29 protein-coding genes are annotated in these 26429 nt (G+C 40.7%); 18 read left to right on the forward strand and 11 right to left on the reverse strand.

Annotated elements, in window-relative coordinates:
- Nucleotides 1–4 precede the first annotated feature (4 nt).
- The 10 genes from cydB to H6G28_RS09725 all read left to right on the forward strand — a co-directional run bounded on the left by cydB (nt 5) and on the right by H6G28_RS09725 (nt 8823).
- The gene (gene cydB, locus H6G28_RS09680; RefSeq protein WP_190670467.1) at nt 5–1018 is read left to right on the forward strand and encodes a cytochrome d ubiquinol oxidase subunit II; all 1014 of its coding nucleotides are present in this window, start codon (nt 5–7) and stop codon (nt 1016–1018) included.
- Between the two features lie 106 nt (nt 1019–1124).
- Complete coding sequence (locus tag H6G28_RS09685) at nt 1125–1967, forward strand: nucleotide-binding protein (protein ID WP_190670468.1); 843 nt, start codon at nt 1125–1127, stop codon at nt 1965–1967.
- 53 nt (nt 1968–2020) lie between these two features.
- Nucleotides 2021–2371 (forward strand): hypothetical protein, encoded by a 351-nt coding sequence (locus H6G28_RS09690; RefSeq protein ID WP_190670469.1) that lies wholly within the window; start codon nt 2021–2023, stop codon nt 2369–2371.
- A gap of 67 nt (nt 2372–2438) precedes the next feature.
- Nucleotides 2439–2675, forward strand: coding sequence for a type II toxin-antitoxin system Phd/YefM family antitoxin (locus tag H6G28_RS09695; protein ID WP_011320733.1), 237 nt, complete (start codon nt 2439–2441; stop codon nt 2673–2675).
- On the forward strand, nt 2672–3055 hold the full coding sequence (locus H6G28_RS09700; protein ID WP_190670470.1) for a type II toxin-antitoxin system VapC family toxin: 384 nt from the start codon (nt 2672–2674) through the stop codon (nt 3053–3055). The genes H6G28_RS09695 and H6G28_RS09700 overlap by 4 nt, the downstream gene beginning before the upstream one ends.
- A 388-nt stretch (nt 3056–3443) precedes the next feature.
- Complete coding sequence (locus H6G28_RS09705) at nt 3444–4574, forward strand: XRE family transcriptional regulator (protein WP_190670472.1); 1131 nt, start codon at nt 3444–3446, stop codon at nt 4572–4574.
- A gap of 27 nt (nt 4575–4601) precedes the next feature.
- A complete protein-coding gene (gene nifV / locus H6G28_RS09710) occupies nt 4602–5720 on the forward strand; it encodes a homocitrate synthase (RefSeq protein WP_190670473.1) in 1119 nt (372 codons plus the stop codon).
- 217 nt (nt 5721–5937) lie between these two features.
- Nucleotides 5938–6819 (forward strand): ABC transporter substrate-binding protein, encoded by an 882-nt coding sequence (locus H6G28_RS09715; protein ID WP_190670475.1) that lies wholly within the window; start codon nt 5938–5940, stop codon nt 6817–6819.
- Nucleotides 6820–6973: 154 nt separating this feature from the next.
- Complete coding sequence (locus H6G28_RS09720; RefSeq protein ID WP_190670476.1) at nt 6974–7672, forward strand: ABC transporter permease; 699 nt, start codon at nt 6974–6976, stop codon at nt 7670–7672.
- A 47-nt stretch (nt 7673–7719) separates the two neighbouring features.
- A complete protein-coding gene (locus H6G28_RS09725) occupies nt 7720–8823 on the forward strand; it encodes an ABC transporter ATP-binding protein (protein ID WP_242054511.1) in 1104 nt (367 codons plus the stop codon).
- Nucleotides 8824–8879: 56 nt separating this feature from the next.
- Here H6G28_RS09725 and H6G28_RS09730 read toward each other — a convergent pair whose 3' ends face one another.
- Nucleotides 8880–9461: a TetR/AcrR family transcriptional regulator gene (locus H6G28_RS09730; protein ID WP_190670478.1), complete on the reverse strand. Its 582-nt coding sequence runs from the start codon at nt 9459–9461 to the stop codon at nt 8880–8882.
- Between the two features lie 16 nt (nt 9462–9477).
- Between H6G28_RS09730 and H6G28_RS09735 the strand changes: the two genes are divergently transcribed.
- The 7 genes from H6G28_RS09735 to H6G28_RS09765 all read left to right on the forward strand — a co-directional run bounded on the left by H6G28_RS09735 (nt 9478) and on the right by H6G28_RS09765 (nt 14981).
- Entirely contained in the window at nt 9478–10152 is a 675-nt protein-coding gene (locus H6G28_RS09735) for a 2OG-Fe(II) oxygenase (RefSeq protein ID WP_190670479.1), read from the forward strand.
- A 312-nt stretch (nt 10153–10464) separates the two neighbouring features.
- Nucleotides 10465–11286, forward strand: coding sequence for an NADPH-dependent oxidoreductase (locus H6G28_RS09740; RefSeq protein ID WP_190670480.1), 822 nt, complete (start codon nt 10465–10467; stop codon nt 11284–11286).
- A 230-nt stretch (nt 11287–11516) separates the two neighbouring features.
- Nucleotides 11517–13034, forward strand: coding sequence for a GNAT family N-acetyltransferase (locus tag H6G28_RS09745; protein ID WP_190670481.1), 1518 nt, complete (start codon nt 11517–11519; stop codon nt 13032–13034).
- Nucleotides 13024–13521, forward strand: a complete 498-nt coding sequence (locus H6G28_RS09750; RefSeq protein WP_190670482.1) for an ASCH domain-containing protein — start codon at nt 13024–13026, stop codon at nt 13519–13521. Before H6G28_RS09745 ends, H6G28_RS09750 begins: the two co-directional genes overlap by 11 nt.
- A 72-nt stretch (nt 13522–13593) precedes the next feature.
- Complete coding sequence (locus H6G28_RS09755; RefSeq protein ID WP_190670484.1) at nt 13594–14130, forward strand: ATP-binding protein; 537 nt, start codon at nt 13594–13596, stop codon at nt 14128–14130.
- A 169-nt stretch (nt 14131–14299) separates the two neighbouring features.
- Nucleotides 14300–14560 (forward strand): hypothetical protein, encoded by a 261-nt coding sequence (locus H6G28_RS09760; RefSeq protein WP_190670485.1) that lies wholly within the window; start codon nt 14300–14302, stop codon nt 14558–14560.
- Entirely contained in the window at nt 14553–14981 is a 429-nt protein-coding gene (locus H6G28_RS09765) for a pepsin/retropepsin-like aspartic protease family protein (protein WP_190670486.1), read from the forward strand. Before H6G28_RS09760 ends, H6G28_RS09765 begins: the two co-directional genes overlap by 8 nt.
- 24 nt (nt 14982–15005) lie before the next feature.
- On the opposite strand, the gene H6G28_RS09770 is transcribed toward H6G28_RS09765, so the two are convergent.
- Genes H6G28_RS09770 through H6G28_RS09780 form a run of 3 tightly spaced genes read right to left on the reverse strand, consistent with a single transcriptional unit; the run spans nt 15006 to nt 15922 of the window.
- Entirely contained in the window at nt 15006–15236 is a 231-nt protein-coding gene (locus H6G28_RS09770) for a type II toxin-antitoxin system Phd/YefM family antitoxin (protein ID WP_190670488.1), read from the reverse strand.
- Between the two features lie 42 nt (nt 15237–15278).
- Nucleotides 15279–15680, reverse strand: coding sequence for a type II toxin-antitoxin system VapC family toxin (locus H6G28_RS09775; RefSeq protein WP_190670489.1), 402 nt, complete (start codon nt 15678–15680; stop codon nt 15279–15281).
- Nucleotides 15677–15922 carry a type II toxin-antitoxin system Phd/YefM family antitoxin gene (locus H6G28_RS09780; protein WP_190670490.1) on the reverse strand — a complete coding sequence of 82 codons (246 nt, stop codon included), beginning with the start codon at nt 15920–15922 and terminating at the stop codon, nt 15677–15679. The genes H6G28_RS09775 and H6G28_RS09780 overlap by 4 nt, the downstream gene beginning before the upstream one ends.
- Nucleotides 15923–16074: 152 nt before the next feature.
- Between H6G28_RS09780 and H6G28_RS09785 the strand changes: the two genes are divergently transcribed.
- Nucleotides 16075–16608, forward strand: coding sequence for a GNAT family N-acetyltransferase (locus H6G28_RS09785; RefSeq protein ID WP_190670491.1), 534 nt, complete (start codon nt 16075–16077; stop codon nt 16606–16608).
- Nucleotides 16609–16866: 258 nt separating this feature from the next.
- Here H6G28_RS09785 and H6G28_RS09790 read toward each other — a convergent pair whose 3' ends face one another.
- The 7 genes from H6G28_RS09790 to H6G28_RS09820 form a co-directional block, all read right to left on the reverse strand.
- Complete coding sequence (locus H6G28_RS09790; RefSeq protein WP_190670492.1) at nt 16867–17235, reverse strand: aspartyl protease; 369 nt, start codon at nt 17233–17235, stop codon at nt 16867–16869.
- The gene (locus H6G28_RS09795) at nt 17232–17549 is read right to left on the reverse strand and encodes a hypothetical protein (protein ID WP_190670493.1); all 318 of its coding nucleotides are present in this window, start codon (nt 17547–17549) and stop codon (nt 17232–17234) included. Before H6G28_RS09795 ends, H6G28_RS09790 begins: the two co-directional genes overlap by 4 nt.
- Before the next feature lie 85 nt (nt 17550–17634).
- Nucleotides 17635–19035, reverse strand: coding sequence for a nitrogenase component 1 (locus tag H6G28_RS09800; RefSeq protein WP_190670494.1), 1401 nt, complete (start codon nt 19033–19035; stop codon nt 17635–17637).
- A gap of 232 nt (nt 19036–19267) precedes the next feature.
- Nucleotides 19268–20797 carry a nitrogenase component 1 gene (locus tag H6G28_RS09805; protein ID WP_190670495.1) on the reverse strand — a complete coding sequence of 510 codons (1530 nt, stop codon included), beginning with the start codon at nt 20795–20797 and terminating at the stop codon, nt 19268–19270.
- Between the two features lie 132 nt (nt 20798–20929).
- Nucleotides 20930–22321 carry a V-containing nitrogenase subunit beta gene (gene vnfK, locus H6G28_RS09810; protein ID WP_190670497.1) on the reverse strand — a complete coding sequence of 464 codons (1392 nt, stop codon included), beginning with the start codon at nt 22319–22321 and terminating at the stop codon, nt 20930–20932.
- Between the two features lie 217 nt (nt 22322–22538).
- The gene (vnfD, locus tag H6G28_RS09815) at nt 22539–24302 is read right to left on the reverse strand and encodes a nitrogenase vanadium-iron protein, alpha chain (protein ID WP_190670498.1); all 1764 of its coding nucleotides are present in this window, start codon (nt 24300–24302) and stop codon (nt 22539–22541) included.
- Between the two features lie 773 nt (nt 24303–25075).
- Complete coding sequence (locus tag H6G28_RS09820; protein ID WP_190670499.1) at nt 25076–25873, reverse strand: molybdate ABC transporter substrate-binding protein; 798 nt, start codon at nt 25871–25873, stop codon at nt 25076–25078.
- Nucleotides 25874–26429 lie beyond the last annotated feature (556 nt).

A 26429-nucleotide genomic window follows, 5' to 3' on the forward strand; every position in this document is an offset into this window, starting at 1 on the left:
TCTCATGGAATCCGTAAGCACCACTCTACCACTACTTTGGTTTGGACTTGTTGCCCTGTTCCTCACCTTGTACTTAATTACCGATGGCTTTGATTTAGGCGTAGGCATTTTGACCCTAACTGCTGCTAACGAAGGGCGACGGGGGATCATTATCAACACCCTCAGCACCGTTTGGGATGCGAATGAAACTTGGCTAGTGTGTACAGGGGGTTTATTGTATGGAGCATTCCCCCTGGCTTACGCTACTATCGTTAATGCCCTCTACATTCCGATTACCATGATGGTGATTGGGTTTATCTTCCGCGCCGTCGCCTTTGAATTTCGGGAACATTCTCTAGACAAAACCTTTTGGAATATCGGTTTTGGTGGAGGTAGTTTGTTAGTTGCTTTCTCCCAAGGATTAGTATTAGGCGGCGTAATTGCGGGAATTAAAGTTGATGCAGCCGGAAACTTTATTGGTGGGACTTGGGATTGGTTGAATTTACCATCAATATTAGTAGCGATAACAGTTGTTCAAGGCTATGTATTGATTGGTTCAACTTATTTGATTACCAAAACAGAAGGTGAACTCAAACGATATCACTATATCACCGCCAAATTTAGTGCCATCACCACATACTTGGGTGCATTAGTCCTGACAATTGCGACACCAATGTTTTACGAACAAGTCAAAGAAAGGCTATTTCATCAACCAGAAGTCTTGATATTTGCTGCTATTCCCGTCTTAGCGACCGTTGCAGCCGGATTACTGATGAATAGTATCAACCACCGTCAAGAAATCATGCCCTTTATCTGGACAATTGTACTTTTCTTGATCACTATTCTGGCCTTGGCTTTCGTTGTATTTCCCTACATCATTCCTTTCCAACTCACCATCTATCAGGCTTCTTCTTCTTTGATTTCTCAAGCCTTCATGATTGCTTTCATCGGCTTTTTTGTCCCGATTCTACTGTTCTACAACATCTATCTTTACCGAGTATTTAGAGGTAAAGTTGTTAGTCCTCATTATGGGGAGTAGAAACGCAGAGGAACGCTAAGGTAAGCGCAGAGGTACGCAGAGTTTTCTTACTCTCTGCGCCTCCGCGTCTCTGCGTGAGGTAAATTCTTTCTATCGGTGAACATCTATGCGGAAGATTGCTATTTACGGTAAAGGGTGTATCGGTAAGTCTAGCATTACTCAAAACACTGTAGCGGCACTAGCTGAAATGGGTCGTAAAGTGATGCTTGTAGGATGCGACTCCAAAGCAGATTCTACCAGACTGCTTTTAGGGAGATTGCATCCGAAAATTGTACTCAACACACTACGCCAAGAATCAGAAGATTTGCACCTAGAAGATTTTCGTAAAGAAGGCTGGGGAAAAACTTTCTGTGTCGAATCAGGAGGGCCTGAACCTGGGGTGGGATGTACTGGTAAAAGCGTCATCACATCAATTGGCGTACTGGAACAACTAGGTGCTTACGATCCCAAATTACAGCTTGATTATACTTTTTATGATGGTTTAAGTAGTGTGGTGTGCAGTGGTTTTGTCATGCCTATGCGTGAGAAGAAAGCACAGGAAATTTACATCGTCACTTCTGGTGAAAGTTTGTCTTTGTACACCATCAATAATATCTGCCGAGGAATCCAAAAATATGCGTTTCTAGGTGGTGTGCGTTTGGGAGGGTTAATCTATAACTCTCCCAATTTTGATCAAGAAGATGATTTAGTTCAGGCTTTTGCAGAACAATTGGGGACTCAAATTATCTATTCCATACCTAGAGATAATATAGTCCAGCAAGCAGAATTTTACAGTCAGACAGTGATTGCTTATGCTCCTAATTGTGAACAAGCACAACATTATCGTCACCTAGCCAAAGCAATTGACCAAAACACTAATTTTGTCGTTCCCAAACCTTTGTCTAATCAGCAGCTTGAAACATTATGGATGAAGTGGGGATTGTTGACTGTTGACTGGGTATGGTCTTAAGTTGTTCCCCTACACCCTTACACCCTCAAAATATTCAAGGAGTATTTCTAGAAATGTTGACTGAAGAAGCTTTAGTGCAGAAGTTTACTACTGTTGTTAACGATCGCTGTCCTGAACTCAATACTTTACTTAAATACTGTCATGTCGAGCTTGTCAACTCCTACTGGGGTAAACCCGAAAAGCTTCTACAGTATTTTGTAATTTACGCTCCTCATCAACTGTTGGCTTCAGTAAGTGCTTACAAAGAAACTTTTAGAAGTGTCGCTGAGGATCTGGGAATAGCCAATGCGATTTGTATGAACGCTACACGCATTATCCGCGATCGCTGTTCCACATTAAAACAAAAAGACCCCATCCTCTGGTTAGAACTGCAATTTTTAGTATCACAGTATTTAGAACACTAGGAATTATTCATCATTTACAATTGAATCAGGTAGATTATTATCCCTTGAGCTTATACTGAGGCTTTTTATGTTAAGCGTGACAGTTGATGAAATTCAGCGCAATCCTTCCAAGTATTTGCGTCAAGTGGAGGCAGGTGAAACAATTGTAATTGTTCAAGCAGATAAAGCGATCGCTGAACTTAGACCTATCGCCAGTAATAAGCAATTGCGACCATTTGGTTTGTGTTCAGGTGAGTTTACCGTTCCAGATGATTTCGATGCTCCTTTGCCAGAAGATATTCTCAGTACATTTGAGGGCAAATGAGGATTCTGCTGGATACGCACATCTTTTTATGGTTCATTAGTGGCGATACTCAGTTGTCAACAGATGTTCGGGATGCGATTCGTGATCCAGACAATGATGTCTATCTGAGTTCAGTTTCAATTTGGGAAGCAATTGTTAAGTACCAGTTGGGTAAGCTACCTCTGCCGGAGCAGCCGGAAACTTATTTACCCAAACAGCGCGATCTTCATCAGATTGCCAGTCTTGCTCTGGATGAAAATAGTGTGATTCAACTGGCTAAATTACCATTATTACATCGTGATCCATTTGACAGAATGCTTATCTGTCAAGCCTTACAAAATGGTCTGATAATTGCGACAGTAGATTCAGCAGTTCGTGCCTATTCAGTCAGTGTTATGTAGCAGTGCAGGCCAACAATTCTGCGTGCTTTTTTACTCGTTTCGACGGTCTTGGCTTGTTAAAACTATAAAAGTCACAAATTTCTGTAACTACATATACATTACTGACAGAAAATATCGGTATAAAAAGTTTTTTCTTTGGCAATTATTTTGGCGAAATGTATGTTAAACTTGCGTTAAGGGGGGACAAAACCTGTAAATCAACTCGCAATCAATTCAACTGACAAATTATTTGCTGTGAACATAGCAATCCAGCAAGTAATGGAATATGTATGCAGTCATCCAAACTCAATCATCAGTCTTCTCAAATATATAGTAGAAGGCTGTGCTATTACCTCAGCAGATTACATTTGCTCTTGGTAGCTTCTTGTCACGGAGTAAATAAAGTCTCATGAAGCTAGATATCAATATCTGCAACAACATCAAATCTATCAGAACCCGTTTAGGCATGAGCCAGCAAGATTTGGCTAATATAGCTGGCGTAACCCGTCAGACGATTAGTGGTGTAGAATCTGGGCAATATGCGCCTTCTGTCGCCATTACTCTACGTTTAGCTAAAGCACTTGGTTGTCAAGTCGAAAACTTATTCTGGTTAGAAGATGATTTACCAGAAGTTGAAGCAGTTCTGGCTAAACCAGTCCCCACTGGGCAACAACTGAGAGTGAGTCTAGCAAAGGTTGGCGGTCAATGGATAGCTTACCCTCTTGTCGGCAAGGAAGCTTTTCGGATGGAAATGATTCCTGCTGATGGTAAAGCAGAGAGTCAGACACATACGAATAAAGTCCAGGTGCGGCTACTTGATGATTTAGACAAATTACAAAATACAGTCGTCATTGCTGGTTGTACACCGGTGATTTCCTTCTTAGCGAGAGCGACTGAACGCTGGCATCCCCAGCTACGGGTTCATTATCATTTTGCTAATAGTATGGCTGCCTTGCGTAGTTTAAATCGGGGTGAAGTCCACATTGCAGGGATGCACTTGTACGATCCGCAAACAGGAGAACATAACATTCCCTTTGCGCGAGAAGCTTTGGATGGTAGAAGTGCAGTTTTAATCACTCTGGGCATTTGGGAAGAGGGGCTAGTAGTTGCGCCTGGGAATCCAATGGAAATCAAATCCTTATCTGACTTGGTAGAACTAGAAGCCACAATCATTAACCGTGAACCTGGTTCTGGTAGTCGGATGCTATTAGAACGCAAACTCAAAGAAGAGCAAGTATCATCCAGCACAATTAAAGGATATGAGCATATTGTTCATAGCCATCAAGATGTAGCCTTATCTATCGCCGCAGGTATCGCTGATGCGGGTGTGAGTACGGCTTCTGTAGCGGCGGCTTTTGGTTTGGGATTTATCCCCTTGCATCAAGCACGGTATGACTTGGTGATTCTTAAGGAATACTTGGAAGAAGCACCAGTACAGCAATTTTTGAGTATCTTGGGACATCGCCTGGTGCAATCACAATTAGAGGTGCTTGGTGGCTATGACATTAGAGATATTGGGGAAGTTGTCGCAACTATTTAGAGTTAAACCATTGGTTATCTATTTACTATGAACAAGCAGGCTATTCACATTAACGATACAACCTTGCGAGATGGGGAACAGGCGGCTGGTATAGCCTTCAATGTTGAGGAAAAAATTGCGATCGCCTCTCTACTCGATTCTATCGGTGTTCATGAATTAGAAGTTGGCATTCCCGCAATGGGACATGAAGAAGCAGAATCCATTACAAGAATTGCCAATCTGGGATTAAATGCCAAACTACTTGGCTGGAATCGGGCTAACTTGTCAGATATCCAAGCATCTATCAATTGTGGTTTGGATAGAGTTCATGTTTCTGTTCCCGTCTCCGATATTCAGATAGCTGCTAAATTCAAAGGACAACGACAGTTAGTCTTAGATAAACTACGGGATGCAATTAATTTTGCTGGCGATCGCGGTTTATCTGTCTCCGTCGGTGGTGAAGATTCTTCGAGAGCCGATGAATCCTTTCTATTAGAAGTTGCTCAATCTGCTCAAGAATGGGGCGCGTTTCGGTTTCGCTTCTGTGATACCGTAGGAGTTCTCGACCCCACAACCACCTACAAAAAAGTTAGTCATCTAGTATCGCACCTATCCATTGTCATTGAAATGCACACACATGACGACTTTGGTATGGCCTTGGCGAACACCTTAGCCGGTGTGAAAGCTGGCGCAATATCTGTGAATACCACCGTCAATGGTATAGGTGAACGAGCCGGAAATGCACCTTTAGAAGAAGTAGTGATGGGACTCAAATATCTCTACGATATACCCACAGGAATTGATACCAAACGACTGGTAGAAGTATCAAAATTAGTCTCCAAAGCTACTAATTTCCCTGTACTTCCTTGGAAAGCGATCGTCGGTGAAAATACCTTTGCACACGAATCAGGGATTCATGCTCATGGCGTACTGCAAAACCCCATCACCTATGAACCGTTCGCACCAGAAGATGTAGGTTGGGAACGACGCTTAGTAGTAGGTAAACATTCCGGCCGCCATCTCCTACTCAGCGTCCTGGAACAACACGGTATTACCCTCGGCCAAGCCGAAATTCAATCAGTATTAGATGCAGTCCGCCATCAATCAGTCAAAACCAAACGCAGCCTCACCGTTGAAGAACTACTAAGTTTAGTTCCTCAAAGCTAAAAACCTGAGCAAGTAGAGGTGAAACTATCTCTCAACACTGCAATTAATTCTGTAATTAATACTTCCTGAGTCAGTAAAAAAACTCAGAATTTCATAAACTTATCAACTATAAAAATTGCGTTTCTTTTTCTTCTTACCTTTGCGTCTTTGCGCCTTTGCGTGAGACAAATCCTATTCTCAATCAACAACGCCATCTGTGTAAATCCTGAGAGGTTATATGGTTCAAAGAAGATTCGTCATAGCAGCTTTAGCTTCTTGTTTAGCAATTGTAACTGCTGACATTGGTAATTTTTTAACACCACAAGCCAACGCTCAATCTCCTACAAATCGCAATGTCATTGTCGCCATGACAACTAGCATCGAAGACAGTGGATTACTTGATGATTTAGTTCCAGCATTTGAGAAAAAAACAGGCTATCGACTCAAAAAAGTTGCTGTGGGAACTGGACAAGCTTTAGCTTTAGCAGAAAAAGGCGAAGTTGACGCACTATTTGTCAATTCACCCAAAGCCGAACGCAAAGTTTTACAAGGTGGTGTAGTGACTAATCGCCGTTTAGTTATGCACAACGACTTTGTAATTGTAGGGCCAGGTAATCCTGATAAAGCCAAGATTCGAGGGAATAAAAATGCTGTGCAAGCGTTTAATGCAATTGCCAAAAATCAAGCATTATTTGTATCAAGAGGTGATGATTCAGGTACAAATAAGTTAGAAAAAGATTTATGGCAACAAGCGAATGTCAAACCTGCTGGTAGTTGGTATCAACAAACAGGTTCAGGAATGGCGAAGACTTTACAGGTTGCTAATCAAAAACTGGGATATACATTAGCAGATAGGGCAACTTATATATTTCAGAAAAAGAATCTTGATTCTTTGCAGGTGTTGGTAGAAGGAGACAGGAAATTATTAAATCTGTACCATGTGATGCAAGTAAATCCGCAGAAATTCCCCAAAATTAATAGTGCGGGGGCTAAGGCTTTTATTGATTTTGTTCTATCTACTGAAGGACAGAGAATAATTGCTGCTCACGGTAGGAAAGAACTTGGACAGCCATTGTTTTTTGCTGATGGGGGTAAAAGTGAAAAGGATTATGGGTTTTAGCGATTAGGCCTGTTGCATCAATACTTTGGTGTTGCTGATAGTATTATTTAAAAGCTCACGCAAAGGCGCAAAGGCGCAAAGATGCAAAGGTAGAAAGAAAGAGTGGTTTTGGGTAACTGCACGTTTCAAGATTTTTTCGATTTTTAAGAGACTCGTGGATACAATCATTGATGGAGCGAATAAGGCTCTAGAGTTATTAATTAGTGGCGATCGCAATGTTATTGAAGTAATGACGATGACATTGCTAGTCTCTGGAGTGGCGACAACTATTAGTGTTTTGTTGGGTGTACCTTTGGGGTTGTGGTTGGCTTTAGAAGATTTCTTTGGGAAATCTGTATTAAACAGTGTTGTTAACTTCGGGATGGGATTACCGCCTGTGGTGGTTGGTTTGGTGGTGAGTCTATTTTTGTGGCGTTCTGGCCCTTTGGGTGACTTGGACTTGATGTACACAACCACAGCCATGATTATCGCTCAAACTATTATTGCTTTCCCGATAGTTGCAGGGTTTAGTTTTGCAGCCATCCTCAGTATAAATCCGAAACTACGTTGGCAATTATTATCAATGGGGGCGACACCTTGGCAAGCTCATTGGTTATTAATTAAGGAAGCACGATTAGGCTTGATAGCTGCCATTATTGCTGGTTTTGGTCGCGTCATTTCGGAAGTTGGAGCATCGATGATGGTGGGGGGAAATATCAAAGGACAGACGCGAGTTTTAACTACAGCTATTGTCACAGAAGTAGAAAAAGGTAACTTTGATGTGGCGATGGCGATCGCGTACATTCTCCTGTTCATCACCTACAGCATTGTTGTGTCGCTGACTATCTTGCAGCACGATAAAAAGATGTTATGAGTAAATTACATAAGTTAAAGTCGTTTGTCAATTTAGAATCCCCTCCTATGAAACCACAGGAAAATCTGGGGAAAATCAATAAATATATCCTGAATATGCGTCAGGTGAAGGTTGATAGTAAAAGCCGCAAAAATATCTTATCAATTGATAATTTCGCTGTGCGTCCAGGGGAACTTCTCGCCGTAGTTGGCCCTAATGGTGCGGGTAAAAGCACTCTGTTAAGAACCATCAATATGTTGCAATCCTACCGTGGGGAAATGCAATTGTTTGGACAGAATGCTAGTCAAGTTAATCAAACAGCCTTGCGTCGTCGTTCTGCATTGGTGTTTCAGGAGACATTACTGTTAGATGACACGGTATTTAATAATGTTGCTAGAGTCTTACAGTTTCGCGGTGTACCCAAGCATCAAATTAAGCATAGGGTATATACTGCACTGGAAACATTCGGCTGTGAACATTTAGCACATCGACAAGCCCGCGCCCTTTCTGGTGGCGAAGGTAAGCGGGTGTGTATTGCCTGTGGGTTAGTAGCTGATCCAGAATTACTGTTATTAGATGAGCCTTCCGCTTATTTAGATGTAGCAATTCGTCCGCAAATCATCGAAAAAATTCGCCAATGGGCGGAAGCTAGAGGGGCGGCGGTGATATTAGTCAGCCATAACTTTACAGATATCTTGAATTTTGCCGATCGCGCGATCGCATTATTTGACGGTGGAATTATCCAAGACGATAAGTTAGAAATGCTCATCCGTCGCCCAGCTAACCAACAACTCGCCAGACTTGTCGGTATGGATAACGTCATCCCTTGTCAAATAGAAGCAGAACACCGTGGTTATTTGATTAAGTTAGCTAACACTATGGAGTTTTTATATTATGGCGAAATCAATGCACCCATCACAGCCTGTTGTCTATCCGGCGATGCTTTCCACATTGATGATACACGTTCTGCAATTCCGCAACAGCCAGGGTCAGTTTCTATTCAAGGCAGGGTAGAAAGGATTGTACGGGGTGTAGGAACTTATACCATCAAAGTGAAAGTAGGAGAACAAACTTTAACGGCTAGAGTCCCTCGTAATGATGTGTCAGAGAATGTTTACCATCACAGCTTGATTAAGTTGGCGTTTCATCCGAGAGATGCACATTTTGTATGAATTGGGGTTTTTTAAACGCAGAGGGGCGCAAAGGTAAACGCAGAGTAGCGCAGAGTTTATGTTGATGCTGTTTGAATTAGGATTACCGCCGCTTTCTTCGCTTGTGATGCGGTTGACCAACTGCCTTCCATCATGGCAACTACGATCGCACCTTGTACAAGCAAAAGCAATTGTCTGGCTAATTGTTCTGGTGATGTCAGGGCTGCGGCTTGAGCGAGAGTTTTGATGTAGTGGTAAATCGCCTGTTGATGTTCTAGTGCTACTCGATACCCAGGATGATCAGGATTAGCTAATTCTACGGAGGCGTTAATAAATGCACAACCTCGAAAATCTGGACTTTCAAACCATTCTCTTAAAGCGTCAAAGATTGCCAAAAGTTGTTTAGCTGGCTCAGAAGTTTGTTGTTCAACAGTGGTTTTTAGCCATCGACACCATTTTTCATCCTCTTGTCGCAACCATGCTTCAATCAAAGCATCTTTTGACTTGAAATGATTGTACAGCGACATTTTTGCTACACCAGATTCCGCAATGATTCTGTCAATCCCGACATTGCGAATCCCTTCTCGATAAAACAAATCTGATGCTGTTTGCAAAATGCGATCGTAGACAGATTTACGTTTCGTTTTCAGTTTAGTCATCTACCTTAACCAAATCATGCTAAATCTCCAATCTATTCGTACCGCAGTCATCCAAAAAGTTCCGTATCATTGGGCTTTAATTAAAGACTTATTATCAAAAGATGTAAGTCTAGAATTAACAGCTAGTTTTCCCAAACAAGATTTTTCTTTATCAACAGGGGAGGGTTACGGCTATTACTGGGGAAAGATAATTGCTTCTAGTCAAGATATTCCTTTACTACTCAAATTTAAAGACGATCGCTGGCGACAACGGCTTTCACAAGGAAAACTCACTTCTGATTTAAAACACCTCAGTCATGTATGGCGAAATCTAATAGAAGGACTCTGGACAAATGCTTATCGTCAAGCTTTGGGAGATATGACTGGCTTAGATTTGACGGATTGTGTAATAGATATTGGATTTCGTAAATATAAATCAGGACATCAACATTTTCCCCATACAGATGAACCGAATAAAGTTTTAACTCATCTGCTATTTTTTAATCAAGAATGGTCAGAAAATTGGGGTGGTTGTTTGCGGATTCTTAAAGACTCTGAGCCAGATTCGGCTTTTCAAGATATTTTACCTCTGAGCCATTCTTCAGTTGTGATTGTACGTTCTGATAATTCTTGGCACATGGTAACTCCGGTTACTTCTCCCATGTCTGAAAGTCGCTTGGCTTTACGAGTAGCTTTTTTTCGGAATGTTTAGTGAGTAAATCCTAACTATTTTCTAGGAAAAATGGATGATGAATAGCAAAGTTTATCATTTCTCAAGACTTTGGAAACAAATTGTTCCTGCGCTGTTTGTTTTGCTGATATTTATCTCTTTTGTGATGTCAGTAAGAGAAATATTAGCAGTGGATATTTACTCTGATTATTACTCTTCAAGCGAATTAGAATCTTTGACTAAGATTGTGTTTTTGTTTCCAGAATAGTTGATAAACGCGGAGGGGCGCGGAGGTAAGCGCAAAGTTACGCGAAGAGTTTTTTTGTACCTTTGAAATGTTGGGAGTTTTTAATTATGACTAATCCTGTAGAAGTTTTGCGATCGCGCTATGGTGAAATTCCTTTTGATGTCAATATTCCTTGGAATGACTCTATCGGAACAATATTATCTCACCGTTCAGTCCGGTCTTATTTACCTGAACCTTTACCACCAGGAATCATCGAGTTATTAGTAGCTGCGGCTCAATCTGCACCTACTTCCGCAAACTTGCAAAGCTGGAGTGTGGTAGCGGTTGAAGATGAAGAACGCAAACAAGAACTATATCGTTTTTCCAATAATCAAGCCCATGTCAAACAAGCTCCAGTATTCTTAGTATGGTTAGCCGATTTAGGACGTTTAGCTCAAATTGCTGACAGTCGTGGACTAGCTCATGTTGCGTTAGAATACACCGAACTTTTGGTAAAAGCCATAGTCGATGCTTCCGTAGCAGCGCAAAATGTGACTGTAGTGGCTGAGTCCTTGGGTTTAGGAACAGTATACATAGGCGCAATCCGCAACCATACCCAAGAAGTAGCCACATTATTGAACTTACCGCCTTTCGTCTTCCCCGTATTTGGACAGTGTTTAGGCTTTCCTAATCCAGAAGTTCAACCAGCAGTAAAACCGCGTTTACCCCAGCAAGCTATATTGCATCGGGAGACTTATAAATTAGCAGAACAAGAAGATGCGATCGCTCACTACAACGATATTATGAAACAGTTCTATACTGAACAAAAGATGAATGTCGCTGGTGATTGGTCAGAACACTCCGCCGAAAGAATCGCCACTCTAGACTATCTCAAAGGATGCAAGAATTTACGCGAGACTCTCAATAACTTCGGCTTCAAGTTATTGTAAATTCACCCACCAATGGAAAGCAAGTTGTACCGAGTCTTGCACAAAAAAACTTGGCTTTCCAAAGGAATTATTTTCTAACTTGGTAGAAATTTCCAGTTAGTAAACTGACATATACTTATCTAGCTTTTCACTTGATCAATGAACATAGAAGATTTGGTTGAATAAATCAGCATAGATAAAAGTTATAATCTCTAGACTAACTGCTTTGCTTAAGCTGCTACGCTCAAGACATGGAAATTCAGATCGTCCTTTACATTTATTCATTTCCTTCGTATCTTCGGGAACAGCCACGAGTTAAAATTGGCCGAACCTCTGGGAGCATTGATGCTGACCCTGTAGAATTGGCATGGCAGCGTATACGTTCACAAGTTAGAACTTCACATCCAGAAGAACCTAAATTATTGGGTGCAGTCACAGTTCCAGGTGAGTGGATAGAAACAACAATCCACTCCCAGTTGAAAAACAAGGGATATCACATTTCTGAAGCACCTGGAGTAGAGTGGTTTAAGTTTCCCAATCAACAAGAGTTACAGAATTTTCTAGATACGCTTTATAGTTCCGTAATTATTGGCGATTTCTCACAATTAGGTGGGGGAAGAAGAGATGTTGAAGGAGAATCCTTTGATTCTATTGTTTCCGCATTTGGCGTAAAGAAACTTAGTGGTAGTCAGTTTAGGCATGAGATGGAATTAATCAAAGTTCTTAATCATGAGCTATCTCCACTTTATCCCGGCTTCCCTCAATGGTTAGATAAAACCATGAGAAATTCAGAGAGTGTTTTTAACGTAGCTTATAGAGATCAACAAGCAATTGGAGTTGCTATCTGGAAGCCAAAGGCCAATGGAATAGCTAAATTATCTACTCTTTTAGTAACTGAGGATTATAGACGTAGCGGTATCGGTCGGAACTTAATCTTAACTTGTTTTGAGCAATGGAAATCAGAACGAATTAGAAGAGCCTTTGTTACAACAGCGAGAGTTGAACTAGTTTCTTTTTTTGAACGTTACGGCTTCTGGGTAGAAGGTATAGGAAGAGAAATATACGAACGTGAAGGTCATAACCCGGAATGGTTTTTAACAAAACTGTTTTTTTATGAGCATGATCAGAATAATTTAGACCCTATAAATAAAGCAAAAATTCTATTCCCATCCATAATATCGACATTTCATAATCCTATTGGTAGAGAAGAAATTGGACAAATTAACTTGAATAGTGGTACGGTTCAACTAAGTGCTGATAATGGTGATATTATTCATCAATTTTCTCTTCATTCTTGGCTTAACTTGACCTATCCCGCCGATTCAGTTTACACTCCTCAAACAGCTTACGTGATACCGATTCGTCCTCAATTCCTGATTCAGATATTCCAAGCAGGCAAGACAGTCTATTATGGTAGGTGCAGTCGTACCCAGGATGAGATGAGAGGAGCATTTATCTTGTTCTATGCTAGTAGTCCTATATCTGGTGTTGTAGCGATCGCCAGAATTGTTAATCGCTACATTGGTACACCTACTAAACTCTACAGTGATTTAGGAATGAAGGGTGTTCTGACGCTGGAAGAAATCGGTAGTGAAGAAAAAGTACGGCAGGCTGTTGAGTTTGATTTCCTTATGCCACTCCGTCAAATGATTCATCTAAGTGACTTACGCAGCAATGAGATTCTCAAGGGTGCGCCACAGACAATGCACAGCCTACCATTAGAAAGGTACAAAAAAGCTATTGAACTTGGAGGTATTTATGCAGGATAAGTATATAAAAGCATTAAGCATTAAGCGTATTTACGCCGAACGGATTATTGATGGCAGCAAAAAAATTGAGCTGCGAAAACGTTCTATTGGAATTGAATTAGGTGATCTAATTCTTTTATACGAAACTACACCTGATTCTCTGATCAAGGGAGGGTTTATTGCTGATAAAACTATATCTTTACCTGTTGATCAGATGTGGGATAAGTATCACCAAATTTTAGGAGTGGAAAAAGAGTTTTATGATATGTATTTTGAAAAATCTGAGTTCGCTTACGGCACTTTTATCTATCAAAGCTTTACGTTTCCGTCAATTTCACTCAAACAGATATATGAACTTTGCCCTAATTTTACTCCACCACAAGCCACAATAAACTGGCGTAGAGATTGGTATATTCAATCTGAATGGATAGATGCACTGAATCAAGGAAGACATGAGTTAATGGAGCAGGGTAAAATAGGTGAACAGTTAAGTTTATTTGCATTTTAGTGGATAGATTTAGTTACGATTAAAGAATTTACATGACCGTCCATTATTTATGTCAGTTTTATATACAAAAATATGAAAAAACGTAAAATTATTTTCGTTGGTGGAGTACACGGTGTAGGTAAAACAACATTTTGTAACGAAATATTATCAAATTTTAATATCAAATATTTTTCTGCAAGTCATCTCATTTCTCTAGAAAAGGAAGAAAAGGATTTTCATAACAAACAGGTGGGAAATATTCCAGGAAATCAAGACATTCTCTTAACTGCAATAGACAAGTATTTAAGAAATGATGACTGGTATTTACTTGACGGACATTTTTGCCTCTTAAACAAAAATAATGAAATCACGCCAATTCCATATTCAACATATAAAGGCATTTGTCCAAGTGCTATTCTTGTTCTAGTTGATCACCCTGAAAACATTTATAATAAGTTAATTGCGAGAGACAGTATTAAATATGAACTAACTCTACTTGAGTCTTTTCAAAAACAAGAGATTGCGTATGCTGAGTATATTAAAGATAATTTAAACATTCCTTATCTTATGTGTAATACAACTGAAGTTCAAGACACAATATTCTCCTTCATTGAAGGTTTATTATTGTAATAATTTATGTAATAACTATGTGCAAATAGTGAAGAGTTAGTTTTTCTTTGCCAGCACTGACCAAAAGAGCGATCGCATTTAAGGCTGTGACTGTGGAAGCGATCGCCATACTGTTTAGGCAAAATGTTACTGGGATAAACTAGAAGCTAGACCTTTTCAATTTTGTGGTATGTCACTCCAAGAAATTTTACCTACCATTAATCAGCTGTCTCATCAGGATAAATTACGCTTGATTCATTTTCTTCTACTTGAGATAGCCAGAGAAGATGGGTGTACCTTGGAACTTAATGATGATGACGTAACCAAACACGACCTTCTCAACCAACTTGCATCAACCCAAGCCGTTGTATGGTCTCCACAAGCCGATTCTACCTCAGTTCAAGCCTTATCAGACCTTTTAGCTGAGGCTCAGTCAATAGCCAATGCTTGATAGTCAACGTTTTTCATTTACAGAGCGCACCGATAGCCTTGGACGCTCAGTCATCATGCCATATCTGCCCTTGACTCTCTCATCTCGCAACTCTTCTGTTGAGGTGATGGCATTGCTTGATACTGGTGCGAGCGTTAATGTTTTACCCTATGATCTAGGCTTGCAGTTAGGGGCAGTTTGGGATGAGCAGACTGTCAAGGTTCAGTTAAGCGGTAATTTAGGTCTCAGTGAAGCGAGGGGGTTGGTACTTTCTGGTACAGTTGCTCAGTTTTCCCCTGTTATGCTCGTTTTTGCGTGGACTCAAGTAAGAGACGCACCCATTATTCTTGGCCACATGAATTTCTTTGCAGAATTTAACGTATGTTTTTATCGGCACGAGTTAGCTTTTGAAGTTCAACCCAGATCCAAAGAAAATTTATAAATGTATGAGTGTCGAGCAGAAATCTCATTCCATATATTCCTTGAAATCCTCAAGCGGTTCGTCAAAGTCCTCAGACATCCAGACTTGACCTTTAGCACTACCAGCCTTAGCAGGACGACGCTTTTTTACTTGTTCTACTACAATCAGCTTTACTACAGGTTGATTATCTTTAAGGATGACAATTTCTTCACCCTGCAAAGCCGCTTCCACCAAACGAACTAATTCTTCTGATGCGTCTGCAATGGGTATTTGCATGATACACCACCTTTGAAAACTATGTTTTTATTCTATGTCTTTTCACGAATTGGCAGCCCAAAGAATTGCCACATCGTTGTACTGCCTGAATATGGTATCAGCACTGACAAGCGTTATGTTTTCTAGCTGTGCCTGTGCAATCAACATTCTGTCAAACGGATCTCGGTGATGCAAGGGCAATGAAGCCGCTTTTAAAGCGTGAGTTGCTGTAATTTCTAGCGATCGCACACCCAACTGCCCCATACGGCTAGAAATGTAGCTATCTGGTGGTTCTGGCAATGGTAACTTTGCGATCGCAACTTTAATCCCAATTTCCCAGATACTAGCAACCGACAACCACAACTCGTTGGTTTCATCAGCAATCTGTGTAATTGCCTCCTCACTCAACTTTTCTGGTTGAGCAAACCACCACAACCAACATTGAGTATCCAACAACAGTTTCACTCTTCACCACCCTCAAATGCTGCCAAGATATCTTCTGGCAAAGGCGCATCAAAGTCGAATGGTACAATGAAGCGTCCTCGATCTAGCCCTAAACTAGCTCGCCGATTAGATGGGTTATGAAACGGAACCAACTTGGCAATTGGGATTCCTCTGTTGGAAATAATAATTTCTTCTCCAAGTTCCACACGAGACAACAAGCGTGAGAGGTTTGTTTTGGCTTGATGGATATTTACACTTTCCATACTTTTGAAGAACTAAGTCCATAAACTTAGTTTAGTTGATCGATACATTGTATTGCAATGGCTGATTAAACACTGACCTCTATATCATCGGGTAGCGTAGCATAACAATTAGTTACTCTAAATAAGGATGTTATGGAAATAGAAGAGTGTGAATGAAACCGCCACTAACTTTTGAAACTCAACGATTGTCCTTAAGACAACCAGTTGCTGAAGATGCAGCATTAATCTTCAAGCAATACGCACAAGATATGAAAGTAGCTAAATATACAAGTTGGAGACCCCATCAATCGATTGAAGAAACCCATCAATGGATCAGCCGATGTATCTCAGTGTGGTCTAATGCTTCTGCATTTCCTTATGTCCTGATTCGCAAGGAAGATGCTCAACTCATTGGCATGGTAGAAATTCGCTTCAATAACTTTAAAGCAGATTTAGGATATGTTCTGGCAAAATCAGAATGGGGTAAAGGATATATGCCAGAAGCCGTCCAAGTATTAACAGATTGGGCATTAGAACAAGATGAGATTTATCGAGTCTGGGCTGTTTGTGACCTCGAAAATTCCGCTTCAGTGAGGGTTATGGAGAAAGTTGGAATGCACAGAGAAGGGATATTAAAACGGTGGTTTATTCATCCAAATATATCTCAAGAGCCACGAGACTGTTATTGCTATGCAGTGAGCAAGTAATCCCCAGAAGCACCAGTTGGTGAGTGATGCTATGCGGAACTTTGCTTAGGTATTAGGTATTCTTATGCTTGATTCCCAATTAATGGCGATCGCTTTCACTCAAATTTATAATTAGTTTGTCCTTGCCAGCACTGACCAAAAATGCGATGGCGTAAACGCCCAGCGTAGCTGATCGCATTTAAGACTGTGACCGTGGAAGCGATCGCCAAATCACACTAATAAATTAATTCATCTTTTTATTCAGTAACACCACATATTTTATATGTAATCTAATGTAACTCTATTTTGACTATAATCAGCGACTAAAATAAATGATTTCAACCATCGAGAACCTAATAAAATTTCCTGTATTTCATCTCCAGCAAATACAGGAATTTCCCATTCTCGATTATCTATGATGACTCTACCGCTATAAACATCAAAATCAGTTTCTCCTTGAGCAGTTCTCAATTTATCTTGATTTAAAAACTGCCAATCAAGACTCTCTACATCTTGTTTGTTCATAGCTAAAAACTCAGTAAATCCTGTATCTAGCATTGTTTCTACAGGAAAACTCAAGCCATCCCCGCCAATTAAATCTATTTCAAAATAAATTTGTCCATATTCTCCAAATCTTCCCTCAATCATATTCTGCCACTTACACCTGTTTCATTAATGCCAAAAATATGATGAATCACATGAGGGTGTTTTTCTCTAGCCATTTTACTTGCTACTTCTTTATCCTCATCAATAAAATAATCACCGCTATCCGGTTCAATGGCAATATACCAACCATAATATTTATCTAGGATGTCTGGTTTTAAACGCTCGAAAATAGCCCAACAACGCTCATAAAATGCTTGTCTTCTGGCTCTATCTTGGGCTTTTTGGGCTTCTGTCCACTGAATTTCGGGGAATACTCTTCCACGTCTCACTATTCTTTCGGGTGAAGAGTGTGTCATATTTTTTACATAATGGAGATTTATTTTCCATATTCTATTATAAAGCGATCGCCCTCATGATTCCCCAAGAGCGATCGCATTCCACTTAAGTCCAATGAATATGTTTAGAACGGAAAGCTCTTTCCCAATCGTTAGCAACAACTTCCATCATGTTAATCATACCTTCATAGCCAAAATAAGGTCTATCAAGATAAGTCTCTCTGTTTGTCGGGCTAAATACATCAAAAGCAATTTTAATTCCCAATTCCTCCGCCATGTATTTTTCCCATACCGAGCCAATCACAGCATCAGTATCAACATCAGCCAAGGCTTGTTTAATCTGATACCCGTCAGCAGAAAATACTACACGGGGAGAAATTCCCATACTTTGTAATTCTCGCTCTAGAATTGAACGAGATTCGCGCATTCCTGAACGGAACAACAACACCTCTGGAATAATTTCTAACTCTTCAAACAGCATTCTTACCAACCCAATACCCATCGTCCCATCAGCAGACACAGCAATTCTACAGTTACGATATCGGGGAATAATCATCAATGCTCGTTTGCGAAGAGTTTCTACAACCCTGTTTTCACCTTCTTGAATGAGAGGTTCTACTCTTGTTTCGTCTATTTTGAAATGCGCTGCTAAAGCTTTCAACCAGCGTGTAGTATTCTGCACACCAATGGGTAAAGGTATATCATCCAGAATTAGGGGGATATTATGGGTTTCTTGCATTTTCCGCGCAAACTTATACCCCACATCATGGCTGAGAAGAATATTGGCAGTTGCGTTACCCGCTTTTTCCAATTCTTCAAAGGAAGTACCATGAGAAATTACGGTCTGTACTTTAATCCTTAAAGATTTTAAAGTCTGCGTTACCCATTGCAAATCAGCCCACCAAGTAGGATTGACATTTGCCTGTGGTGCAATAATATTGACAATTCTGGGCTTTTTACCACCTCGCCGCTTCTTTCTTTTGTGGATGAAAGGAAGTAAAGCTTCTAAACCCATTTCCAAGCCATCGTAAGCATTGCCGCGAAAACCACCAGCCAGCAGAGGAACAAGCTTGGCGTTGATTTCTGGCTGAATACTATTGCATAATCCCTGAATATCTTCACCGATAATATCTGCGGCGCAAGTACCAACGACAAACATCACTTTAGCTTTGAAAGATTGATCCGCCTCTTTAATCAAACCTTTGAGTTTGTCAGATGCTCCCATCACAATGTCTGACTCAAACAGGCGCGTACAACCTACTTTTCGTTTAGTAAAATCCACCTCATGGTTATCATAACCAGCCGCCACAGTGGACGCGCAACCTTGGGGAGAGTGAATCACAATACTCACATCTTTAATCCCTGCCACCATGTTGGCGATACCTTCTAACGCACAGCCGACAATGGGGTCTTTGCTGTGGTCACAATTATCAAAGGTTAGTGGCTCTGTGTGGGAGGTTATGACATTGAGTTTCTGGGAGTTTTCACTTGTTATTGCTGAGGGCATTTTCCTGTTCTCTTCTTTGTATATAAAGTACAATCAGCTAAGTTAGGCCGTGTGCAAGTTTCTCTCAAACCTAACCCCCAACCCCTTCCCTTGTAGGGAAGGGGAGTAATAATTAAAGCCTCTAACGCCACTTGCTACAACGCGGGAAACCCGCGCAACGCAGTGGCTCCTCCTTGCAGGGGAGAGGTTTGGAGAGGGGTTTTAAGAATAAGTCGCACATCGCGTTAAGTTATTACTCGTTAAAACATTTGCCCCGCTTCTTCCCTGCATATACGGTACAATCTGGTAAATCTTGGGCTAATTTGCCTGTGAGTGATTGAGCAGACGCTAATCCTGAGTTTTTCGGGAATACCATTTGCTTAGTTAGGGAACTGCGGGGTCTAAAACCATATTCAAGGGCGGTTTTAATACACTTAGCGACCTTTAAAGCTCCGCGATAGCCAAATCTAGGACGATTTAAGATGGCGTTTAAATCGACAACGGGAATATGGGGGAAACTCAAGGAAGAACCGAAGTAAACTACAGAATCAGCATCTAAACCACCGATAAATTCTAGTAATTCATCTTCAGTTTGTTTCATTGATTCATACTTACCAAAAGCTAAAGTCCCCTTGGTAATCAAGATTTCTGGGTCTAACCCCGTTTCTAACAAGTAATCTACGCTGGTTTCTCGCGCTTCTGTACTCCAGGGATGGAAGTTATAGATAACAGCACGCATCCCAAAATCACGTTCCAACATGTGGGCGATAGATAAGCACTTAATAGCGTCATGTCCCTCGATAATGGCTAACTTACCTTCGATATATTTCTTGGCTGCTTCAAATTCTGTTTTGATAGCTGCATATTCCCGTTCCATCAAAGCTTCTGCTTGTGCTTCCATCTTTAAATATTTTGCCGCCCCACGCAACCATTTTTCTGTAGCACTGATACCATAAGGCAGAATTGTCGAATTTAAAGGTGTACCAAATCTATCTGACATAGCCTTACCGATGGTATAGCCCAGATCCAAACATAAGGTACAGTTAACGGCTGCGCTTGGTGCTTGTTTGAGTTCTTCTAATGTGCAGTCACCAGCAATCACGCTGTGAACTCTCGCACCCATCCCCTTAATCAGTCGTTTTAGTTCCTTGACATCTCCTTCTACTTCTGTCCTTTCCGGCCCCATCTTCGCGCCCACAATATTGACAGAATCAGCTAATTGTGATTGGCGTTCTGGAGTCGGGGCTTCCATAAAGTCTACAATTTGGCGGAAGACAATATCAAAGCCACTGCGATATTCCCCGGCGAATCCCTCACAGTGTATCGTCATGATTTCTGCATTGATTTCGCTACGGGCTTTACCCACCACTTCATCTACACAGTCGCCAATAATCCCAGACGCACAACTGGTAGCAACAACGATCGCATCTGGATGATATTTTTGATCTACTTCCAGAATCGCACCGCGTAATTCTTTTTCACCCCCAAAAATTACCGCTTTCTCACTCATATTGGTAGTAACAACGGGTTCATAAGGCGAACCACTGTTACGGCTATTAGTAAGTTTATACGCCCGCTTCACCCCATACGCGCAGCCACTAGGCCCATGAGAAATGACGATCGCATCTTTAATCCCACTTAAAATTTTAGTTGCAGTCCAAAATTTACAGGGTCGAGTATGACTACCTTGTAGAGTAGTTTTAATCTTACCTTCTTTTGCCAATTGATAAAGTTCACTTAAATGCCCGTAAAATACAACATTTGCATCCATATTTGTTGCCATAATTCCTCTCTCCCATGTTCTATAAAAACGCAGAGGGTCGCTAAGGTGAGCGCAAAGTAACGCAGAGTTTTAAATCAAGTCCTCTGCGTACCTTTGCGTTATACTTCGCGTACCTTTGCGTTTAGAAGCCTCTTACCAAACGTTTAAGATCCACTCACGGTCATGCTTGTATTCCATATCTGCAAACATGGCGTTAGCGATCGCATCTCCCAACCATTCCGCACCGCGATAACCAATCACAGGGTTTTTCCACAAACCTGCACGGTCAAAGGTGGGGAAGCCTACACGTACCATTGGAATTTGATTATCGATCGCAATATACCGACCTTTGGAATGACCCAAAATCAAATCGATATCGCCTTTTTCTTTCACGCGGCTTTCCAGTTCCCACAAGTCAGCATTCCAGATCACTTCGATATCATACTCAGCGTGGTTTGCTCTCTTAGCTAACTCAGCTAGTCTGGGGTCTTGGGAAGCAGCTTTATTATCATCACCCAACAACAGCAACACTGGCTCTAACTCAACTTCTAAGCAGAACTCAGCCAAACCAATTACTAAATCGGGGTCGCCATAAATAGCTACACGCTTGTTAGCAAAGTACATGTGAGCTAAGTCAGCTAAAGCGTCAATTGCTTTACCCCGTTCGATAACCAAAGATTCTGGGATTGCCTTACCAGTTAGTTTCTTGATATTTTGCAACCAAGCATCAGTGTTTTTGATACCAATTGGTGTAGGCCCAACAATTGCAGGAACGTCAAATTGCTCTTGTAAGAATTTAGCGGCGTTACCACCTTCATATTTGCACAGAGCGATCGTTCCTACAGCATTAGCAGAACCAGCAATATCTTCAATGGTGGTATTACCAAAGGTGAAGCTGTTTCTATCTGGCATTGTAGGAGCATTGAAGGTTTCGGTATCGAGTAAGATATTACCTTCAACACCCATTTCGCCGAGGATGTGCTTAACTTCAGTCACATCACCAGGGTTAACCCAACCAGTAATGATGTTTAACTTACCGTTGGGTTCACCTTTTTTCGCCAAGTTAGTAATCAAGGAAGTGACACCAGCATCATATCCTGTCACCTGACTACCACGGTAACTAGGAGTATGTACAGGAATCAACTTCACTTCCCGATTGGGATACTCTTTTTTGAGGAATTTGTTGACTTTGTTGATTGTACCTTCTACGTCATCCCCGATGGTTTCAGTAGAACAAGTAGTGATGATGGGAATCAAACGCACATCAGGATAGCGTGCTACTATTGTTTTCACACCTTCTTCGATCCGTGGCATACCACCAAATACCGCACTAGCTTCATGGAGTGAAGAAGATGCAATATCAAAGTTTTCTTTCAAGTGTTGAGCAAAAATCAAGCGGACAAACATACTGCAACCTTGTCCACCATGCACCAAGGGAATACAATCTTTAACACCGATGGTTGCATATTCAGCACCCGCAGGCTGACAGGTAAAGATGGGATTGATTACCCCAGCACGTTCTTTCTTACTTACAGCTAAAGTCATCTAAATTGCCTCCAGAATAGGGTGAAATGTGGGGGAAATAGAACTCAGAACCGATATTTGAATCGAATTCCGCCTAAATTTTGCAGTTCTGAGTTCTATGTTGGTGATTGTCTAAGTTCGACTGGGGAGTGAGAAACAGTTGCTGAATTACAGTAGAGAAATTAAAAAACTACTCTTCCACCTCTCTGCGACTCTGCGACTCTGCGTGAGACTCCTATTAATATAGAGAGTGGTGCAATTCACCGTTGAGAGAACCAGCGATCGCAATACCGACTAGATTTTGCTTAACTGACTCTAATACAGACTTAACTTGCTCTTTGTCCAACTCTTTGATCCAAGGTAAGTTGCGTTTGAGTTCAGACACCAGAATCTTCGCATCTGCATAATGCAGCTTGTCAGTCAGTGTTTCCTGAACTGATCTTTCTCCACTTAAGAGTTCGACAGCTTTCTTGATTACACCATCGATGTTCTCTTCTCTATCCCATGCACGGGAGTGGAATTGCCATAAACAACGCTCTTGAATGTAGGTTGTGATATTTGTCACTTTTTCATTCAAGTGTTCAATTTCTTTTGTCTTGGGAGCAGCTTTAGGAGCATCATCACGAACATCAATAGCAGCAAGCCGCATCAAAGGAGAATAAATGGCATTGTACAAATCACGCGCCATATTCACCGCACCTTCAAAGCCCATGTATGGCCCATTGTGATAACCATGACCATTGATATAAGGTAAGTGCAACTTCTTGACTAACGCACCCACCCGTGGCCCAGTCAACACCACATCAGGACGAATCATTTCCAGAACTTCAAAGAACTCCAATTCATTACCATCATCAATATAGATTGTTCCTTCTTGACCTCTGGCGATGACCTTCTCAAAGTCTTCTTGGTGTCCGAACTTGGAAGACATGGATACTACCTGCATTCCTAAATCATCTTCCAATGCTTTTGTCCAGTGCCATAGTCTAGGGCCACCTGTCCAAATACAGACTTTTTTGCCTGTGAGTCGTTCTTTGTACCAATCCATTTTCTCTTGGTATTTGGCGACTTCTTCGGCAATGACGGCTTCGGCTCTGTCTTCAATGCCAAAGAATGCACCAATTTTCCGCAAGGTTTCTTGACAATAGTCAAAACCCCAGGTGTCTACGTCTAGACGGGGAATACCATATCTCTTTTTGAGTTCGTTGGCGATGTATCCTGCGGAACGCGCGCAGTTAGTAACGTTGAGTTGCGCTCTGTGCATTCCCCGTAAGGAGTCATAAGTACCATTTCCGGTAAAGTGGGCAATGATTTGCACGCCCATTTTTTCCATGTATTTTTCTAGTACGAAGGTATCACCTTGGATGTTGTAGTCTCCAATGACGTTGATGGTGTAGGGTGAGGTGATTTCTGGCTCTAATGTGCCGACTTTTTCGTTAATCCAGGCGATGTTGAGGACGTGGTGTCCTTTGGATTGACTGACTCCGGCAAATCCGGGACATTCGACGCAGAAGATGTCTACGTCACCGAGTTCTTTTTCGATAGTTTTGACGACGGCTTTGATGTCATCACCAATTAAGGCGGTGGCGCAGGTGGTGTAGACTATCATCCGTTTGATATCGGGGAACTCTGCAAAGGCTTCGATGATGGATTTGCGGAGTTGTTTTTCGCCACCGAAGACGATGTGGGATTCTTTCATGTCTGATGACCAGACATATTTGAGTTGAAAGTTACCGTTGTCGCTGGGGTAGCGTTTGGTGTGCCAGGTGTCGTAGGCGCAACCGATGGGGCCGTGAATCATTTGGATGGTGTCTTTGAGTACGCCACCGATTACGAGTTTGGCTCCGCAGTAGCTACATCCGCGTTCTGAGAGTGAACCGGGGATGGTTTCGATGTTGGATAGGGGGAGAAATTGGGTGGTGTCTTCGCCTTTTTCTTTGATGTATACGTGTTTTTCTCTTTCAGGAATTGATTCGTCGCACTTTAATAGTTTTAGTGGCATTCCTTTATTCTCCTTTGCTGATTTCTTTTTCTTTCTTCTTGCTTTTAATTGATTGCCGCCTCAAGAAGAAATCTTTTTCTTTTGTCTTTTTAAAGATTAACAATTCTTCTAATTATTAAACAGTATTTTGGATGACAAAAGCAAAATAAATATAAATAAAATATGAGCCTTTTTAAGTTATAAAGACAGGTCTGTATATTAATAAGAAAGCAATTAATATATTTGGCAATTAAACAAAATAAAATAGACAGAGTATTCTATTTACAAGACATCTATTAGAGTAAGTTAAATATATTTATCGGGAATATATTTTTTCTATAAAGCCTTGTCATATAATGTTTACAGCAATAACTTGAATTCCAGGCACTTAGCCAACTTAGGTTTTACTAGAAAGATATTATTATCTTCTAGAACCAAGAGTTATTATTCTGAATCTGGATGATTGATAATTTCAATATTTATGATTTTTAGTTATAAATAACAAAACAAAATCATTAATAAACTGAAGATTTGTGTAGGTTGCTTGGAGGAACATAACCAAACATTCACGCATACTTTGTTGGGTTACGCTATCGCTACACCCAACCTACTATTCTGAAATATTTATTCATCTTGCACATAACTTATATAATATAAGAATTTTAAAGATAAGCAGAGATGTTGTGTACAACATCTCTCCAACGCACATATTGAATGTGATCAAAAAGATAAATTATCAAATTTTACTACTCAGTTATACCTCTATCTCCCTTGTCCCTCTTTTCTCTACTTATTCATCCCATCAAAGATGTATCAAACCCATATTTAGCTAATATTTCTTGTCCATCTGGAGAGAGTATATACATAGCTAAAATGACCGCAGCACTATATGAATTGTTGATAATAGTCATGCCATAATTGACGCGAACGGCTAAATTTGTAGGTAACTCTACTATTTGTAAACTCGGTGCAGCTAAATGTGCTAAACGAGCATCGGTGTAATAGCTTAAAAAAATGTCTACTTGTTGTGTTTCTTGGATGAAATAAGCAAATTTATTTTTTGTGTCGCCGATGATAGGATGATTACTACCTCCGACTAAATGTAAAGCTTTACTATTTAATTTTTCAAAGCTACCGACACGAAGTTTTTCCGCTTGGTGAAAGACTGCTTGGGCATAATCTTCAAAAAGGTCTGGTTTGGGTGCTGATATGCCTAAGTGAGTTTGAGGTGACAACATCAAATCTAGTAAACTATCTGAAGTGACTGTGAGATCAGATTTGACGATCGCACAAATTCTATTTCTGACAAAGTTCACCACAGGGCTGCTTTTACTAGCTTGCATCAATACACGCGGATTGTAAACATCATCTGCAATAAAGATATCCGCCGTTTCACCTTCTAAGATGCGTTCGCGCAGCACATCTGCATAGTCAAACTCCAGCTTTATCGGAATCTTGTATTTTCGGGTAAAGGCTTGAGCAACTTCCGAAAGAACGCCTTTTAAGCTATTGGCAGCATACAATCTGACTAGTAGGCGATCGTTATCGTCAAACAAAACCATGTTGTTAGTTAATTGCATAGATGATTCCATAGGTTAGTACCGCATAAAGTAATCAGGTTTGATTTTTGAAATTATCTGTACAAGCTGGGAGTAGGAAATAGGGAATGGGGAGTAGGGAGCAGATTTGCTTGTAATTCATTTAGGATTGCTATTTTAGGTAAATAAGCCATGAAGATTAGCTTATCAGTATTCTTTTTTTACTTTTGCCTTTTTACTTTTGCCTTCTTGTACTAGTGAGAACTATTAAGGGATTTGATTCTTTGTGTGGTGATTACTAAGGCAATAATTCCTAGTAATTCTAAAGGTATAATGGAAAACTTCAGGCTGATGCAAAAGCATAATAGTCCTAACAATATGATTGGTAGTTGCCAGATTGGATTAAGGATTATTAACCCAATCATCCAAAAAAGTATAGCCAGTCCTAAAATAATGAAAGACAGTAAAAGCATAGCGATCGCCAATTATCTCCATTTGCTAAAACTAGCCCAGTCGCAATTAAACTTGCCACAAGACTTAATGATTTAGAAGTAGCTAAATAAACACAACTCATAAGTTGTGAGGATCGCAAATTCCCAAATATTAGAGA

It is taken from the genome of Nostoc sp. FACHB-190 (genome assembly GCF_014696905.1).
Classification (GTDB): domain Bacteria; phylum Cyanobacteriota; class Cyanobacteriia; order Cyanobacteriales; family Nostocaceae; genus Nostoc_B.

Bases quoted from the DNA above. Each gene is read 5' to 3' on its own strand.
- cydB (WP_190670467.1), top strand. From the start codon at position 5: ATGGAATCCGTAAGCACCACTCTACCACTACTTTGGTTTGGACTTGTT.
- H6G28_RS09685 (WP_190670468.1), top strand. From the start codon at position 1,125: ATGCGGAAGATTGCTATTTACGGTAAAGGGTGTATCGGTAAGTCTAGC.
- H6G28_RS09690 (WP_190670469.1), top strand. From the start codon at position 2,021: ATGTTGACTGAAGAAGCTTTAGTGCAGAAGTTTACTACTGTTGTTAAC.
- H6G28_RS09695 (WP_011320733.1), top strand. From the start codon at position 2,439: ATGTTAAGCGTGACAGTTGATGAAATTCAGCGCAATCCTTCCAAGTAT.
- H6G28_RS09700 (WP_190670470.1), top strand. From the start codon at position 2,672: ATGAGGATTCTGCTGGATACGCACATCTTTTTATGGTTCATTAGTGGC.
- H6G28_RS09705 (WP_190670472.1), top strand. From the start codon at position 3,444: ATGAAGCTAGATATCAATATCTGCAACAACATCAAATCTATCAGAACC.
- nifV (WP_190670473.1), top strand. From the start codon at position 4,602: ATGAACAAGCAGGCTATTCACATTAACGATACAACCTTGCGAGATGGG.
- H6G28_RS09715 (WP_190670475.1), top strand. From the start codon at position 5,938: ATGGTTCAAAGAAGATTCGTCATAGCAGCTTTAGCTTCTTGTTTAGCA.
- H6G28_RS09725 (WP_242054511.1), top strand. From the start codon at position 7,720: ATGAAACCACAGGAAAATCTGGGGAAAATCAATAAATATATCCTGAAT.
- H6G28_RS09730 (WP_190670478.1), bottom strand. From the start codon at position 9,461: ATGACTAAACTGAAAACGAAACGTAAATCTGTCTACGATCGCATTTTG.
- H6G28_RS09735 (WP_190670479.1), top strand. From the start codon at position 9,478: ATGCTAAATCTCCAATCTATTCGTACCGCAGTCATCCAAAAAGTTCCG.
- H6G28_RS09740 (WP_190670480.1), top strand. From the start codon at position 10,465: ATGACTAATCCTGTAGAAGTTTTGCGATCGCGCTATGGTGAAATTCCT.
- H6G28_RS09745 (WP_190670481.1), top strand. From the start codon at position 11,517: ATGGAAATTCAGATCGTCCTTTACATTTATTCATTTCCTTCGTATCTT.
- H6G28_RS09750 (WP_190670482.1), top strand. From the start codon at position 13,024: ATGCAGGATAAGTATATAAAAGCATTAAGCATTAAGCGTATTTACGCC.
- H6G28_RS09755 (WP_190670484.1), top strand. From the start codon at position 13,594: ATGAAAAAACGTAAAATTATTTTCGTTGGTGGAGTACACGGTGTAGGT.
- H6G28_RS09760 (WP_190670485.1), top strand. From the start codon at position 14,300: ATGTCACTCCAAGAAATTTTACCTACCATTAATCAGCTGTCTCATCAG.
- H6G28_RS09765 (WP_190670486.1), top strand. From the start codon at position 14,553: ATGCTTGATAGTCAACGTTTTTCATTTACAGAGCGCACCGATAGCCTT.
- H6G28_RS09770 (WP_190670488.1), bottom strand. From the start codon at position 15,236: ATGCAAATACCCATTGCAGACGCATCAGAAGAATTAGTTCGTTTGGTG.
- H6G28_RS09780 (WP_190670490.1), bottom strand. From the start codon at position 15,922: ATGGAAAGTGTAAATATCCATCAAGCCAAAACAAACCTCTCACGCTTG.
- H6G28_RS09785 (WP_190670491.1), top strand. From the start codon at position 16,075: ATGAAACCGCCACTAACTTTTGAAACTCAACGATTGTCCTTAAGACAA.
- H6G28_RS09790 (WP_190670492.1), bottom strand. From the start codon at position 17,235: ATGATTGAGGGAAGATTTGGAGAATATGGACAAATTTATTTTGAAATA.
- H6G28_RS09795 (WP_190670493.1), bottom strand. From the start codon at position 17,549: ATGACACACTCTTCACCCGAAAGAATAGTGAGACGTGGAAGAGTATTC.
- H6G28_RS09800 (WP_190670494.1), bottom strand. From the start codon at position 19,035: ATGCCCTCAGCAATAACAAGTGAAAACTCCCAGAAACTCAATGTCATA.
- H6G28_RS09805 (WP_190670495.1), bottom strand. From the start codon at position 20,797: ATGGCAACAAATATGGATGCAAATGTTGTATTTTACGGGCATTTAAGT.
- vnfK (WP_190670497.1), bottom strand. From the start codon at position 22,321: ATGACTTTAGCTGTAAGTAAGAAAGAACGTGCTGGGGTAATCAATCCC.
- vnfD (WP_190670498.1), bottom strand. From the start codon at position 24,302: ATGCCACTAAAACTATTAAAGTGCGACGAATCAATTCCTGAAAGAGAA.
- H6G28_RS09820 (WP_190670499.1), bottom strand. From the start codon at position 25,873: ATGGAATCATCTATGCAATTAACTAACAACATGGTTTTGTTTGACGAT.